Source organism: Streptomyces sp. NPDC014891, from assembly GCF_043081085.1.
Classification (GTDB): Bacteria; Actinomycetota; Actinomycetes; order Streptomycetales; family Streptomycetaceae; genus Streptomyces.
The window spans coordinates 197,622-211,921 of record NZ_JBIBWF010000007.1 but is presented as its reverse complement, the minus strand read 5'-3'; the positions used below and the strand labels follow the sequence as shown (position 1 = coordinate 211,921).

The 14,300-nt window shown below is 75.0% G+C and carries 16 protein-coding genes; 8 read left to right on the top strand and 8 right to left on the bottom strand.

Annotation, left to right across the window (positions count from 1 at the left end; translation table 11 throughout):
- Nucleotides 1-79: 79 nt before the first annotated feature.
- The 5 genes from ACF09E_RS21665 (at nucleotide 80) to ACF09E_RS21645 (ending at nucleotide 4,362) form a co-directional block, all read left to right on the top strand.
- Complete coding sequence (locus tag ACF09E_RS21665) at nucleotides 80-448, top strand: GNAT family N-acetyltransferase (RefSeq protein ID WP_392206582.1); 369 nt, start codon at nucleotides 80-82, stop codon at nucleotides 446-448.
- Nucleotides 449-617: 169 nt separating this feature from the next.
- The gene (locus ACF09E_RS21660) at nucleotides 618-1,517 is read left to right on the top strand and encodes an SAM-dependent methyltransferase (protein ID WP_392206581.1); all 900 of its coding nucleotides are present in this window, start codon (nucleotides 618-620) and stop codon (nucleotides 1,515-1,517) included.
- 84 nt (nucleotides 1,518-1,601) lie between these two features.
- On the top strand, nucleotides 1,602-2,033 hold the full coding sequence (locus ACF09E_RS21655) for a Fur family transcriptional regulator (protein WP_392206580.1): 432 nt from the start codon (nucleotides 1,602-1,604) through the stop codon (nucleotides 2,031-2,033).
- 97 nt (nucleotides 2,034-2,130) lie between these two features.
- Complete coding sequence (locus ACF09E_RS21650) at nucleotides 2,131-3,165, top strand: LuxR C-terminal-related transcriptional regulator (RefSeq protein WP_392206579.1); 1,035 nt, start codon at nucleotides 2,131-2,133, stop codon at nucleotides 3,163-3,165.
- A gap of 105 nt (nucleotides 3,166-3,270) precedes the next feature.
- The gene (locus ACF09E_RS21645; protein WP_392206578.1) at nucleotides 3,271-4,362 is read left to right on the top strand and encodes a LuxR C-terminal-related transcriptional regulator; all 1,092 of its coding nucleotides are present in this window, start codon (nucleotides 3,271-3,273) and stop codon (nucleotides 4,360-4,362) included.
- Nucleotides 4,363-4,460: 98 nt separating this feature from the next.
- On the opposite strand, the gene ACF09E_RS21640 is transcribed toward ACF09E_RS21645, so the two are convergent.
- The 6 genes from ACF09E_RS21640 to asnB form a co-directional block, all read right to left on the bottom strand.
- Nucleotides 4,461-4,655: a hypothetical protein gene (locus ACF09E_RS21640; protein WP_361853210.1), complete on the bottom strand. Its 195-nt coding sequence runs from the start codon at nucleotides 4,653-4,655 to the stop codon at nucleotides 4,461-4,463.
- 217 nt (nucleotides 4,656-4,872) lie between these two features.
- Entirely contained in the window at nucleotides 4,873-6,186 is a 1,314-nt protein-coding gene (gene mshA / locus ACF09E_RS21635; protein ID WP_392206730.1) for a D-inositol-3-phosphate glycosyltransferase, read from the bottom strand.
- A 160-nt stretch (nucleotides 6,187-6,346) separates the two neighbouring features.
- Nucleotides 6,347-7,912, bottom strand: a complete 1,566-nt coding sequence (locus tag ACF09E_RS21630; protein WP_392206577.1) for a class I tRNA ligase family protein — start codon at nucleotides 7,910-7,912, stop codon at nucleotides 6,347-6,349.
- 74 nt (nucleotides 7,913-7,986) lie between these two features.
- Nucleotides 7,987-8,733 carry an SDR family oxidoreductase gene (locus ACF09E_RS21625; protein WP_392206576.1) on the bottom strand — a complete coding sequence of 249 codons (747 nt, stop codon included), beginning with the start codon at nucleotides 8,731-8,733 and terminating at the stop codon, nucleotides 7,987-7,989.
- 91 nt (nucleotides 8,734-8,824) lie between these two features.
- Nucleotides 8,825-9,682, bottom strand: a complete 858-nt coding sequence (locus ACF09E_RS21620; protein ID WP_392206575.1) for a hypothetical protein — start codon at nucleotides 9,680-9,682, stop codon at nucleotides 8,825-8,827.
- A 223-nt stretch (nucleotides 9,683-9,905) separates the two neighbouring features.
- Nucleotides 9,906-11,723, bottom strand: a complete 1,818-nt coding sequence (asnB, locus tag ACF09E_RS21615) for an asparagine synthase (glutamine-hydrolyzing) (RefSeq protein ID WP_392206574.1) — start codon at nucleotides 11,721-11,723, stop codon at nucleotides 9,906-9,908.
- 145 nt (nucleotides 11,724-11,868) lie between these two features.
- On the opposite strand from asnB, the gene ACF09E_RS21610 reads away from it, so the two are divergent.
- Both ACF09E_RS21610 and ACF09E_RS21605 read left to right on the top strand, forming a co-directional pair.
- Nucleotides 11,869-12,660 carry a PIG-L deacetylase family protein gene (locus tag ACF09E_RS21610; RefSeq protein ID WP_392206573.1) on the top strand — a complete coding sequence of 264 codons (792 nt, stop codon included), beginning with the start codon at nucleotides 11,869-11,871 and terminating at the stop codon, nucleotides 12,658-12,660.
- Between the two features lie 44 nt (nucleotides 12,661-12,704).
- Nucleotides 12,705-13,028, top strand: coding sequence for a hypothetical protein (locus ACF09E_RS21605; RefSeq protein ID WP_392206572.1), 324 nt, complete (start codon nucleotides 12,705-12,707; stop codon nucleotides 13,026-13,028).
- A gap of 32 nt (nucleotides 13,029-13,060) precedes the next feature.
- On the opposite strand, the gene ACF09E_RS21600 is transcribed toward ACF09E_RS21605, so the two are convergent.
- Both ACF09E_RS21600 and ACF09E_RS21595 read right to left on the bottom strand, forming a co-directional pair.
- A complete protein-coding gene (locus ACF09E_RS21600; RefSeq protein ID WP_392206571.1) occupies nucleotides 13,061-13,690 on the bottom strand; it encodes a LysE family transporter in 630 nt (209 codons plus the stop codon).
- The gene (locus ACF09E_RS21595; protein WP_392206570.1) at nucleotides 13,687-14,022 is read right to left on the bottom strand and encodes a DUF2087 domain-containing protein; all 336 of its coding nucleotides are present in this window, start codon (nucleotides 14,020-14,022) and stop codon (nucleotides 13,687-13,689) included. The genes ACF09E_RS21600 and ACF09E_RS21595 overlap by 4 nt, the downstream gene beginning before the upstream one ends.
- On the opposite strand from ACF09E_RS21595, the gene ACF09E_RS21590 reads away from it, so the two are divergent.
- Complete coding sequence (locus tag ACF09E_RS21590; RefSeq protein ID WP_392206569.1) at nucleotides 14,021-14,293, top strand: hypothetical protein; 273 nt, start codon at nucleotides 14,021-14,023, stop codon at nucleotides 14,291-14,293. The two genes, ACF09E_RS21595 and ACF09E_RS21590, sit on opposite strands and share 2 nt — an antisense overlap.
- Nucleotides 14,294-14,300 lie beyond the last annotated feature (7 nt).

The window sequence follows — 14,300 nt, the reverse complement described above, 5'->3', positions numbered from 1 at the left end:
CGGCGATGCGACGACGATATCCAGGCTGCTTGCCGACGCCATTCGGAGCAGCTACACGGGAATCCTGGACGAAATCCCGATGCGGCGACTGATCTCCGCCCAATGCGCACTGCCCCGCATACGAGCGGAAATTGAAATTCCCGGGGGCGCGCCCGGTTGGCTCGGCTGGCTCGTCGCGACGGACGCGGAGGGCTCGGTCGTCGGCGTCGCCGCCGGCGGCGTGCCGGTGCCGGGCGAGGGCGAGGTGTACGCCCTCGCGGTGGCGTCCGGCTCCCGCCGCCGGGGCGTGGGCACGGCCCTGCTGGCGGCGGCCACGGACCGGATGCGGGACTTCGGGGCCCGGCACCAGCGGGTGGAGCTCCCGGCGGAGGCGGACCCGGCCCTGCCGTTCTACAGCCACCTGGGCTTCGCCGCCCTGTCCGCCCGGCGCTGGAGCCGGACGCTGTAGCGGCGGGCGCGCTCCGCGGGCGTGGCAGAAGCACGCCATCGCGTGTTCACGCAGCCCCATCCGCTGGATCGGGGTTCTCCCCCAGGTCAGGATGGGTCCAGCGGCGCGGGCCCGGCGGCACGGGTACCTCGCCCGGACGGCACGGACCGAGCGAGCCCCTGGAGGAGCGATGCACACACCGAGCGGCACTTCCCTGCCCGTCGTGCCCGCGGCGTTCGCTCCGGTTCTGCCGTCCCGACACGACGGGGAGCCGGCGCCCGGCGCCGGGATCCGGGTCGCCTCGGACACCCTGCCCGGCCTCGAATCCGTCTCCCCCGCCGACGAGGGCTCCGTCTGGCTGCACGACGCCCTGCTCGGCCCGCACAGCGCGGACATCGTCCGGTACCTCAGCCTCGCCCGCTCCACCGGCGGACCCGTTCTGGACCTCGGCTCCGGCGCCGGGCGGCTCGCCGTCCCGTTCGCCCGGCACGGCTTCGCCGTGGAGGCCGTGGACCGGGACGCCCCGGCCCTGGAGCGCCTCGACGGCTGGGCGCGCCGGATCGGTCCACAGGTGGCCGGCCTGGTGGCCACCCACCGGACGGACCTGACCGAGCTGCGGCTCCGGGGCAGCTACCGGCTCGCGCTGCTGGCGGGCGCCATGGTCGCCGCCGTCCCCCCGGCGCGGCGGCCCGCGCTGCTGCGCGAGGTGGCGTCCCACCTCCAGGCGGGCGGGGCCCTCGCCCTGGACTACACGGCGCACCAGCTGCCGGGGCTGATCGCGGAGCCGCGGCGGACGTGGGCGTTCCAGGTGCCGCGCTTCGACGGCATCGACGAGTGGGTGGTGGCCCGGCAGGTCTTCGACCTGCCGTCGATGAGCGAGCGGATCACGTACTACGCGGCCAGGACCGGGAAGCTGTCCTCGGAGCGGGTCGTCCTGACCACCGACAAGTGGATCGTGGAGCCCGAGCGGCTCGCGGCGGAGCTGCACTCCGCGGGCCTGCGCATCGAGGGCCGACGGCGCCACCGGATCGACGAGCGGACCGAGTCCGTGCTGCTCGTGTGCAGGGCCGACGACCGAACGGCGTCCTGACGGGGTTGACGAGCAAGAGGTACGATGCCCACAAAGGTTTGAGCCGACCAGACGGCGAGCGGGCGGGCGGAGAAGATGGCAGGCGTGGAAGAGCTGACGGGCCGCGAGGCGGTGATCCAGCGCCTGCGCGACGTCGGCCTGCGGGTCACGGGACCGCGCCTGGAGGTGCTCACGGTGCTCGCCGCCGGCGGCCATCTCGACGTCGAGGCGATCACCACGACCGCCCGCGAGCGCCTCGGCACGCTGACCAGCCAGGCCGTGTACGAGATGCTGCGGCACTTCCAGGAGACCGGCCTGGTCAGCAAGTTCGACCGGCCCGGCCTGCCCGCCGTGTTCGAGATCTCCGGCCCCGCGCACCAGCACGCCCTCTGCCTGAACTGCGGCCGGGTGGAGAACGTGACGGCGGCCGCGCCCGCGCCGCCGCGCGGCAGTCTGACCGCCTGGGCGGTCAGCGACGCCGAGGTGGTCTTCAAGGGTCTCTGCCCCGCCTGCCGGGCGGCGGACCCCGCCCGCTGAAAGCACGGGAACACCGTGCGGCACGTTCGAATCTGTGACAGGGTCGAGCGGGGCGTTTCGACAGGATCCGCGCGATCCGAGGGGAGTCTGCTTCGCCGTGTCCAGAAACGCCGCCGGAGCGCGTACGGCAAGCGAGCAGTCCCTCGCCCTCTACCGGGAACTCCGCGCCAGCCCAGGCGAACCCCTCGACGCGATCGCCCGCCGGCTGGACCTCACCGAGGCCGAACGCGAGCGCTGCCGCGGCGAGTTGACGGGACTCGGGCTGATCGATCCGCACGCGGGATCGGCCTCCGGAACCGCTCCCGCCGTGGTGGCTCCCGACGTCGCCCTGCTCCGGCTCCTCCAGCACGAGCGCGAGCGCCTGGAGAGCCGGCTCGCCGAGACCAGCCGGGCCCACACCGCGCTGGAGACGCTGGCCGGACCGTTCCTGCGGGCCGGCACGGAGACCGGCTCCGAGGTCGAGGTGCGGATCGTCGACGACCCCGAGCGCATCCGCCGCGAACTCGCCGACCTGACACACACGGTGCGCCGCTCGGTGCACTCGATGCTGACCGGATCGGTACGCCGCGAGGAGATGACCCGGGAGCTCGACCGGGACCGGGACCGGGTGGCCCGCGGCGTGCGGGTCCAGGCCATGTACAGCCAGCGGGTCGGCCAGGTCCCCGAGATGGTGCAGCACCTCGCGGAGCGGGCCGCGCTCGGCGTCGAGGTGCGGCTCTCCCCCGTCGTCCCCATGAACATGGTCCTCGCCGACGAGAACTTCGCCCTGCTCCCCACCGACCCGCGCGACCCGGAGTCCGCCGCCATCCTCGCCAGGGGGCCGGGGCTGGTCCGCTCCTACCTCGCCCTGTACGCCTACTGCTGGAACGCGGCCACCCCGTACGGCCACGCCGCACCGGCCCCGCACGACGGCGGCGGACTGACCGAGCAGCAGCGGGCCGCGCTCCGGATGCTCGCGTCCGGCATCAAGGACGAGCAGGTGGCCCGGAGCCTCGGCGTCTCCCTGCGCACCGTCAGCCGGCTCATCTCCGAGGTGATGCAGGAACTGGGCGCGGCCAGCCGCTTCGAGGCGGGCGTACAGGCCGCCCGGCTCGGCCTGCTCGACGGCGACCCCTACGAGCACACCCCCTAGGTCGGGGCCCTCCCGACCGGTCTCCTGACCGGGGACCGGCGCGCGTGGGGCACGTAACCTGGCGATTCGGGAGACCGGACCACGAAGAGAAGGGGGAACCTCGCCGTGATCACGACCGATGGCTACGAGGGGGACGGCCGGGCGGACGGCCGGGCGGACGGCCGGTCCGGCGGGGGCGCCGACGCGCAGCTGGTGGCCCTCCACCGGGAGCTGCGCCGGCGCGGCGTGTCCAACTTCCCGCAGGTCGCGAAGGAGTTAGGGATCGGGGCGGAGGAGTACGAGCGATGTCGGGCCGAACTGATCTCCCTCGGTCTGATCGTCCCCACCACCAGCACCCACGCCACGAGCGCCGACCTTCGCGACGCGCGGTGGCAGCCCGACGCGGACGCGGTCGCCTCGGTCGATCCGGAGATCGCGCTGCTGCGCATCCTGGACCGCGAACGCGCCCGGCTGCGCGAGCACCTGGCCGAGGCGGACCAGGCGTACGGCGCACTGGAGACACTGGCCGGCACGTTCCTCCGGCCGGGGTCGCTGACCCGTTCCGAGATCGCGGTCGAGGCGATCACCGACTACCGGCGCATCCAGCAGGCGCTGGAGGACATCATCGACGTCACGCAGGAGGCGTCGTGCTCGATGTACCCGACCGGCCCGGCCCGGCAGGTCCCCGAGCGGATCTTCGAGCGCGACCGCCGCAAGCTGGCCCACGGGGTGCGGGTCCGCGCCATCTACCGCGGCCGGGACGCCGCGCGGCCGGAGGCGGCGGAGGTCCTCAACCGCCGTGCCGAGCTGGGGGTCGAGGTGCGGATCGCGCCCGACCTTCCGATGACGATGGTCATCGTCGACGAGCAGTACGCGATCGTGCCGCTGCGCCCGGAGGCGCCCGGGGAGGGCGCGATCCTGGCCCGCGGGCCGCTCCTCGTCCGTTCCTTCCTGAGCCTGTACGAGCACTGCTGGCACACGGCCTCGCCCTACGGGGACCACGTGGCGCCCGAGCGGGGCGGGGACGGCCTCTCGGAGCAGCAGCAGGCGGCGCTGCAGATGCTCGCGGCCGGGATGAAGGACGAGAAGATCGCGCGGAATCTCGGGGTCTCCCTGCGCACGGTGAGTCGCATGCTCTCCGAACTCATGCAGGAATTGGGTGCGTCGAGCCGCTTCGAGGCGGGAGTGCGGGCCGTCAGACTGGGCTGGCTGGACTGAGGAGGCGGAAAAGCCCCGCAATCGTGGCAGGTCGATTGCGGGGCTTTTCTCGTGCCCGGCCGGGGGAATGACCGGGCGGGCCGGGCGCTTCGGCCGGTTCAGCCGATCGGCGGCGTGGTGGTGGGGACGGCGTGCGGCCAGTCGTCGGTCGGTCCGGCCTGCTGCTGGCCGGCCGGAGCGGAGTCGGCGGCGGTGGCCATGGCGGCGCCGCCGGCGACGGCCAGACAGGCCACCAGCGCGAGGGCGAACTGACGGACCGTCCTGCGAATTCCGGAGTTCTGCTCAGCGGACATGATTCCTCCAGGAGTTGGAATGTGAATTCCGCCTTCCGGGGGCCCGTGCCGCCGGGCGCTCCCTGAAGACATCTCCATTCTGGAGTCCGGGTGGAGGTGAATCCAGAGTTCTTCGATGCGTGGACCCGCCATGGCGTGAGTGCGTCAATAGGCCACTGCGGTAACGGAATTACTTCATCCTGGGCGCTTCTAACTTTTGGTCGAACCAAAAGAGATGCTAGACTGGTGCGACGGTCTTCTCGTTCCTCCAGGAGAGAGGGGCCGTCGGGGCAGGGGCGTGCCGCCGCCCCTGTCCCACCCTCCGCTCCCCGCAGGGCGGCGACGGCCGGTGGACCTCCGCCAGCGCCCCCCGGTACACCTCGACGGTCCTTGCGGCCGAGGCCCGCCAGCTCATCCCGCGCGCGTGCCGCACCGCCGCCTCCCCCATCGCCCGCACCGTCTCCGGGTGCGCCGCGAGCAGGCCCAGCCGGCGCGCGTACTCCCCCGGGTCGTGCCCCTGCACCAGCAGGCCCGTCACCCCGTCCCGCACGGCCGTCGGCAGACCGCCGACCGCCGCCGCCAGCACCGGCGTCCCGCAGGCCTGCGCCTCCAGGGCCACCAGGCCGAACGACTCGCTGCGCGAGGGCACCACCAGGACGTCCGCCGCCCGGTACCAGTCCGCCAGCCGCTCCGGCGGTACGGGCGGGCAGGGCCGCAGCACGTCCGCCACCCCGAGCTCGGCGGCCAGCCGCCACGCCGTGCCCTCCCGGGTCGCGCCCGAGTGCCCGCCGACCACCGGGACCAGCAGCCTGCGGCGCAGGCCCGGGGAGTCCGCCAGCAGCTCGGCCACCGCCCGTACGAGCACGTCCGGCCCCTTCAGCGGCTGGATGCGGCCCGCGTACAGCGGCACGAACGCGTCCGCCGGAAGCCCGAGGCGGGCCCGCGCCGCGGCCCGGCCGTCCGCCGGCCGGAAGGTCCGCAGGTCGGCCCCCGGGCGCACCACCTCGGTCCGCCCGGGATCCGCCCCGTACAGCGACCGCAGCGCCTCCGCCTCGTCCGCCGTGTTCGCGATCAGCCGGTCCGCGGCGGCCGTCACCTGGTGCTCGCCCCGGATCCGTAGCTCCGGCTCGGGGGTGTCGCCGGCGGCCAGCGTGGCGTTCTTCACCCGGGCCAGGGTGTGGGCGGTGTGCACCAGCGGGACGCCCCACCCCACCGCGGCGATCCGGCCCGCCTGCCCGGAGAGCCAGTAGTGGGAGTGGACCAGGTCGTACCGCCGCTCCTCCTTGAGCAGGGCCAGCGAGAACGGCACCACCAGGCCGGGCATGGCCTCCTTGGGCAGCGCGCGGCGCGGACCGGCGGGCAGGTGGCGGACCCGCACCCCGGGGGCGAGCGCGGCGGACGGGGACCCCGCCTCGCCCCGGCAGCGGGTGAACAGGTCGATCTCCACGCCCTGTTCGGCCAGGGCGCGGGACAGCTCGACCATGTAGACGTTCATGCCGCCGGCGTCCCCCGTCCCGGGCTGGTGGAGCGGGGAGGTGTGGACGCTGAGCATGGCGACGCGCAGGGACACGAGGGGCTCCTGAGGGGAGGGAGGCCGCGTGCCCCTGCGCGTCGCTCGCGCGCACGGTCACGCGGCAGGGTGGGGGTCCGGACGGCCCGGAGGCCGGTGCACTGAGGTACTTAGTTGCTTAGTAGTACGGGTCTCGGGGGAATCAGAACCCGAAGACCGGGCCCGACGGGGGCTCCAGCCGGGTCCCGGGCAGAGGGGCAGTCAGGGCCTGCCAGTCGACCGGCCGGCCCGGCTCCGCCCGGAGCGCCGCCGCCAGCCGGTCCGCGCCCTCCGGCATCACCGGCCGCGACCACGCCGACAGGGCCGAGGCCACCGCCAACTGCGCCGCCAGTGCCGGGAGGTGGCGGCAGGAGGTGCTGGGACGGCAGCGTTCGTGGGCGTTGACGTGACCGAAGTCGGCGGCCGAGCGGACCATCTCGTCCAGGACGGCGACGGCCCGGCGCGGGTCGAAGGCGTCGGGGCCGTACGCCTCCCGCAGGTCGTCGACACCGCGGTGCAGACGCCGCTCCAGGATCTCCCAGCCCGTGCCGCCGGGCAGCGCCTGCGGGGCCAGGCCGCCGCACTCCTCCCGTACGGCGGCGAAGAGCCGGGACAGCCAGCTGTTCCAGCTCTCGTCCAGCTCGCGGCGCGCGGCCGCGAGCCGCTCCCGGTGGAAGACGGTACGGCGGCCCAGCGGACGGGCCTGGAGGACGTGCCGGCGCAGGGTGTCGGAGCCGTACTCGGTGAGCAGGTCGAGCGCCCAGACGTTGCCCTCCTGGACGCCCTCCTCGATGACGTACGACTCGTTCACGTTGAAGTCCTGCGGCAGCTTGACGTCCTGCGCGAGCAGCAGCACCGGCAGCAGGACGGCGTGGCAGAAGGCGTGCCCGAAGCCGCAGAAGTGGATCGCGCGGCGGGGCAGCGGGCCCTTCACGTCGTAGCCGAAGAGGTGCATCGCGGCGGCCTCGAAGCAGCCGTCGATGCGGTGGTCGGGGAAGCCCTCGACGGGGACCTGGAGGCCCCACTCGGCGGGGTGGCCGACCGCGATGTCCGGCAGCCCGTCCTCGACGAGGGACTCGCACAGCGCGGCCAGGCGCGGGGGCAGCCCGGCCGTCGCCCAGTAGTCGGCGAGCCTGTCCCGGAACGGCTCCAGCGGTACGTAGAGCCGGCGGCAGCGGCGGGCCGTCGCCGGGGTGTCGCAGAGCGCGCAGCGGGCGCCGATGAGGTCGCCGCCGTCGTTGGGCCGCGCGCACTCGTGGCACATGCCGCCGTCGCTGGCCGCGCCGCAGTGCGGGCAGGTGCCGGTGGCGTGTGCCCCGTACAGCCAGCGGTCGCACGGCTCGCAGTACGGGAGCAGGCGGGTGCGCGGGGCGATCACGCCCTGTGCGTAGAGCCGCCCGAAGAGGTCCTGCACCCAGCGCGCGTAGCCCTTGTCGCGGCGCGGACGCACGATGTGGTCGAACTCCACGCCGGAGCGCAGCCAGTCCGCGGTGATCGCGGCGCGGTAGCCCTCCGCGACCTCCTCGGGCTTGCGGTGGTGGCGCAGCGCGCGGACCTCGACGGAGCTCGCGTGGTCGGCGGTGCCGGTGGTGAACCGGACGGCCTCGCCCTCGGCCCGCAGATAGCGGGTGAGGACGTCGGCGGCGACGTACGGACCGGCGAGGTGGCCGATGTGGAGTTCGCCGTGGGTGGCGGGAGGGGTCGCGGTGATCCAGACAGGGGTGCTCATGGGACCTCCTTGACGCTGTGGTGCGGTGGGCTTCAGCGGTCGCGTGCGGCGGGGCGCTGTCGGCGCAGGGCGGGTCAGCGGGGTTCGAAGTGGAAGGAGCGGATGAAGCAGTCGCGGGGCTGCTCGACCGCGTAGACGATGCACTCGAAGAGCGCCTGGGTGGTCAGCTTCTCGTCGGGCGCCGTGCCGTCCGGGTTCGAGCCGTCCCATTCCGCGAAGCGCGGGTCGGAGATCGAGAAGTCGGGCGGGAAGAGGGAGAAGACACGGACGCCGGAGGGCCGCAGGCGGCGCGAGAGGATGTCGGCGAATCCGGCCTGGGCGCTCTTCGCCGCCCAGAAGGCCTCGTGGGCCGCGCCGGCGGTGGCCGCGGAGGCGCCCCCGGCGTCGCGGACGGCGACCATGTTGACGATGTCGGGGCGCAGCGAGCCCCGCAGCAGCGGCAGGAAGTGCTTCACCATGAGGACCGTGCCGCCCGCGGTCGACTCGATCGTCTCGACGATCTCGGCGTCGCTGGCCGCCTCCAGGTCCATGCCGTCGAGCCAGCGGGCGCCGTTGTTGACCAACAGGTCGACCCGGTCCGTGCGTTCGCCGACCCGGGCGGCGAACTCCCGGATCTCGGCGGGCTTGCTGAGGTCGCAGCCGAAGGCGTGGATGCGGTCCCGGGCCGAGCCCATGACGTCGGTGCGGGTGCGTTCGGCGGCTTCGACGGTCCGCGCCGAGACGTAGACCTCGGCGCCCAGATGCGCGAATCCGACGGCGAGCGCGCGACCGAAATAGCGGGACGCTCCGGTCACGACGACACGCAGGTTCTCGAATCTCATGTGTGCCAGCTCTCCCCACGGATACCGATGGCCGGTCCGTTTCAGCGTGGCAGAGGGCGGGGGCCCCGAACCCGGTGAGAGCGGTGCGCGTTCACGCCGTTGCGTGGACACGCCAGGGCAGCACCAGCCGTTCGAGCAGCTCGGCCCGCTTGTGGTGGACACGGACGCGGTCCGGTCCGGTGGACACGGTCACGGTGCCCCCCGGGGTGCGGACCTCCCCGTCCACGGGCGGCACGACGGTCCCGTCGAGCGCGCCGGCGGCGGCGAGGGCGGCGGCGCCGGTGAGGGCGAGCCGGGGGTGCCAGCCGCCGACGGTGAGGGCGCGCACCGAGAGGCCCGCGGGCCCGGCGGTGAAGGCGGCGATCTTGGGAAGGGCGGAGTGGGGCGGATGGCCGAGGAGCCGGGCGGCGAGCGCGCGGAGGCCTTCGAGCCGCTCCCGCAGCCCGTCCCCGGGAAGGTGCCGGGCGTCGACGAGGACGTACGGGTTGCCGTACCGGACGAGGGAGACGGGGACGCCGTCGAGGAGGTCCACCGGGCGGCCGGTGGGGAGGGTCCCGGGGGCGGTGGGGGCGCGGAGGAAGCTGAGCGTGTACGCGCCCTGCCGCGGCTCGCGCTCGCACAGGACGGTGTCGCCGGTGGTCACGGCGCGGACGGTGACGGGGCCGGGGCGGCCGTCGGCGACGACGCAGGCGAGGAGCGAATGGCCGCATCCCGCGCGGAAGTCGAAGCCGGTGGGCAGGGCCTGGACGAAGCGGTGGTCGAGCCGGCCGGGCCCGGCGGCCCGGTACAGCGCGATCTTGCCGATCCCGGCGTACGGGGTGCCGTCGAGCGCGCGGCGCACCGCCGCCAGCTCGCCGCCGAGCGCGAGGGCTCCGGGGGGCAGCTGGTCGAGCCGCAGCACGAGGGTGGGACCGGGGGCGTCGTGGGCGCGGACGACGGAGGCGAGCACGGACGGGGGGCGCGCCGGGGCGGTCGGTGGGCGGCCCGGGTCCGACGGGCGCAGGCCCGGGCCCCACGGGGGGCGGGGTGAGAGGCGCGAGGGGAGATCCGGGCCGGACTGGGGGCTGCCCGCGTCGGGCCGAGGGCCGGCCGTGCCCTTCGCCGGGGCTGCCGGTGCGGACCTGAGGGCCGTGCCGGCGCCGGTGGGCGGGGAGCCGGGAGGTCCCGGTGGGCTAGGCCGCACAGCCGACGGGGATGCGCATGCCCTGGACGATCTCCGTCCACAGCTCGTGGACCGCCAGGGCCCACAGCGCCTGCGCGTCGTGGTGGGAGGGGCGCTCGCCGTGGCGGGCGAGGAGCCGCTGCACGCGGTCCGCGCGGACCTTGCCGCCCAGCACCAGGCGGGCCGGGGACAGCAGTTCGCGGACCGTCTCCAGGAGCGGGCCGCCCGGGGCGAGCATCGCCGAGAGCGGCAGGGTGAAGGGCTGCTTGGGCCGGCGCAGGACCGCCGGGGGCAGCAGCTCCGCCCCCGCCTCGTACAGCGCCCGCTTCCCGGTCCGGGCGGCCGTCGGCAGTGCGCGCGCGTGGGTCACGACGGCCGGCTGACAGAAGGGCATCCGGGCCTCGACCGCCCACGCCATCGACAGGTGGTCCACCCGCCGCAGGTGGTACGCGGGCAGCCGCCAGCGCGTCTCGAAGGCCGTCATCGCGGTGAGCCGGTCCTCGCCGACGGCCTCCGCGGAGCGCAGCTCCTGCTCGATGCGGTCGGCCGCCGACCCCTGGTCGGCGATGTGGGCCCGGTAGTCGGCGGTGTACAGGTGCTCGCGGAGCAGCCGGGGCGCGGCCGAGAGCGCGTCCGCGTACGCCCCCGCCCAGTCCGTGCCCGCCGGCGCGGCGAGCGCGGCGCGCATCCGGTCGTAGCCGCCGAAGAGTTCGTCGGCGCCGTCGCCGGTCAGCGCGACGGTGAAGCCGTTCTCGCGGACGGCGCGGAAGAGCGCGTAGGTGGACAGGGCGATCGGGTCGGCGTTGGGCTGGCCGAGGTGGCGGACGGTCCGGGTGAGGAGCGAGCCGGCCTCGTCGGGGTCGACGGCGACCTCGTGGTGCACGGTGCGGGCCCTGCGCGCGACGGAACGGGCGTACGCGGCCTCGGAGTCGGGCCACCGGCCGCGGTAGGCGAGGTGGAAGGTGTGCAGCGGCGGCGCGTCGGCCTCGCGGGCGTGCTCGGCGGCGAGCGCGGTGACGAGCCCGGAGTCGAGGCCGCCGCTGGTGATGGCGCAGACCGGCATGTCGGCCTCGGCGAGCCGCCGCACCTCGTGCCGCAGGACGTCCTGGGTGTCGCCGACGGGGACGCTCCGGTGCGGGCCGCGGCGGCGCACGACGGGTGCCGCACCGGGCCGGACGAGGGCGGTGGCGCCGGGCGGCAGGACGTCGACGCCGTCGAGGGCGGTGTGGGCGGAGAAGGACGTGCGGGTGGCGAGGACGGTGTCGAGGGAGTCCTCGCGCGGGGAGATCCGCACGCCCTCGAAGGCGAGGAGTGCGGGGATCTCGGAGGCGAACCGGGTGGACCCGTCGTACGGGTCGTGGTGGAGGTGGATCGGCTTCATGCCCATGTCGTCGACGGCGAGGACGAGTCGGGTGCTGCCGGGGCGCAGGTCGAGGACGGCGACGGCGAACATGCCGTCGAGGTGTTCGGCGAACGCGGCCCCGTACTCGGCGTAGAGGGCGGGCAGCAGCGTGCCGTCGCAGCGGTCGGGGAAGCGGTGGCCGCGGGCGGCGAGGGTGCGGCGCAGCTCGGCGTGGTTGTAGATCTCGCCGTTGAGGACGGCGAGGACGCCGGGGAGGTGCGGCAGCCGGTAGGGCTGCCGGCCGCCGCAGGGGTCGGTGACGGCGAGCCGGTCGCAGCCGAGGGCCCAGCCGGGGCCGGTGAGCACGGCGTGCTCGTCGGGGCCGCCGTGGCGCTGGCGGGCCGACACGGCGGCGAGTTGCGCCGGGTCGGGCCGGTCGGCGCGGGCCGCCGCCCCGGCGGCGAAGGAGCCGAGAATCCTGCACACAGCGGTCACCCTCCAAGCACATCACTCACCCGTACAACCCAATGATTTGAATCTACCAAGTTTTTGAATGGCGCGTAAGTGCCATGTCCTGTTCACGCCACCGGTTGGCCTTGCGACGCCCCCGCCGCCCCAACAGGCTTGCCACATGAGGGACATGGAGGACCACGACCGGGCCGCCGGCGACCACGGCGGCCACCACGCCGACCACGCCGTCGACCACCCCGCCCGCACCGCACCGGAGTCACTGCTCGTCGTGGCCGCGCACCCCGACGACATCGAGTTCTGCGTCAGCGGCACCGTCATGCAGTGGATCGAGCGCGGCACCCGCGTCACGTACTGCATCGTCACGGACGGCGACGCCGGCGGTTACGACGACCGGCTCCCCCGCCAGGCCATGGCGGATCTGCGCCGCGCCGAACAGGTCCACTCCGCCAAGCTCAGCGGCGTCGCCGACGTCCGCTTCCTCGGCTACCCCGACAGCTTCGTGGAGGCCTCCGTGGAACTCCGCCGCGACCTGTGCCGGGTGATACGGGAGGTGCGGCCGCAACGCGCGATCATCCCCTCCCCCGAGATCAACTGGGCGCGGGTCGCCGACCTCCACCCCGACCACCGCGCCGTCGGCGACGCCTGCCTGCGCGCGGTCTACCCCGAGGCCCGCAACCCCTTCGCCCACCCCTCCCTGCTGAAGGAGGAGGGCCTGGAGCCGTGGACCGTCCACGAGCTGTGGCTGATGACCGGCCCCACACCCAACCAGTACGTCGACGTCACCCCCGTCTTCGACCGCAAGGTCGAGGCCCTGCGCATCCACACCTCCCAGACGGCCCACTTCGACGACCTCGCGGGCCTGCTCCGCACCTGGCTCGGCGAGCACGCGACGGCGGGCGGACTGCCCGCCGGACGGATGGCGGAGGCGTTCCAAATCGTGCACATCGACTGAACACGCCCCGCGCGCGGCCCGGGGAACGCCCCTACGATCGGCACATGACCTCTCGCCGCGGTTCGTCGCTCTCGCTCTGGTCGCGGGACTCGTTCCTGTCCGTCGCCTCGGTCGGGTCGACGCTGTCGATCGGCTCGGTCGGGTCGTTCCTGTCCGTCGGCTCCGTCGGCTCCGCGATGTCGGCCGCCTCGGTGGGGTCCTGGGCGAGCCTCGGTTCGCTGCTCTCGGCCCAGTCCTGCTGGTCGGTGCTCTCCTGGCGCTCCCGCCGGGGCGTGCTCGCGGCCGGAGCGGTCCTCGCGGTCGCGGGCACCGTGGCCGCGGCGGCCGCGGTCCCCCGCGGGCCGTCCCGCCCGCGCCGCCTCGGGTGACCTGAGCGGCGGAGGCGCCGCCGCGCGTCCGCTCAGGGGCGGGCCACCAGCCGCACCGCGAGGACGACGATCAGCGCGCTCGACGCGAGCACCGTCGCCAGCCGCCCCCGGGGGCCCGTCAGGATCCGGCCGAGCAGCGCCCCGCCCAGGGCGAGGAGCAGCTGCCAGCTCGCCGATGCGGCCAGAGCCGCGAGGACGAAGGCGGTCCGGTCGGGGAGGGTCGCGGGCGCCGAGGGGCCCGTCGCGAGGACGAGCGCGGCGAAGTAGACCACGGTCATCGGGTTGAGGATCGTGATCCCCAGGAAGACGAGGTACGCGCGGCCCGGGCCGAGCACCGTCCCGTCGTCGCGGGAGGCGGCTCCGCCCGTCCGGTACGCGGCGACCGCGCCGTACGCCGCCCGCACCGCGAGCACCACCAGGACCAGGGCCGAGGCCCGGCGCAGCGGGTCCGCCACCGGTGTCAGGAGCGGGACCAGCGCGGCGCCGCCGGCCACGGCGATCACGGCGTACACGCCGTCGGCCGTGGCGACGCCCAGCGCGGCGCCCGCGCCGGTCCGCCAGCCGGTACGGGCGGTCACGGCCACCAGGTACGCACCGACCGCGCCGACCGGGATCGCGATGCCGTAGCCGGCCAGCAGGCCGGCCACCACCGCGGCGGTCACGCGACGGCGGGGATCGCGCCTCCGGGAGAGCCGGGCCGCTGCTGTCGGCGGTACGCCGAGCCGTCTCTGGTCCGGGCGAGGAAGCCGCCGACCACGAGGTGACGCCGCAGGGCGGGGAAGTCCTCGTGGACGGTGAGCAGCGCCTGGTTGACCTCGGCCTCGCGGTAGTCGGTGCCGGGCGTGAAGAGGGTCTCGGCGAGGTGCGCGAGGAGCGCCTCGCGGCGGGCCGGGCGGCGCGGGATCGCCGTGAGGCGCCCGTCGGCGGAGAACAGGTCCGCGACCGGACGGGCGGGCCGCGCGACGCCGGCCGGGCGGGAAGGATGACTGGTCATGGCGGAGAAGCCTGCCGCCCACCGCCCCACCCCGCAAAGGAATTTCCCGACCCTGACACCGACCCCGACCTGCGGCGTGCCGCGCGCCGCCGCCCGCCCGCGCCGCACCGCCGGGCCCGCGCACCGCCGCGCCCGCGCACCGCCGGTACCGCGCACCGCCGGTCCCGCGTGGACCCGGGCCACGGACCCGGGCGACGGCACCAGTCCGCGCCCCGGCCACGCCCCGAGCGACGCCCTCAGCGCCCTGACCGACGACGATCCGTCGATGTGACCGGCGT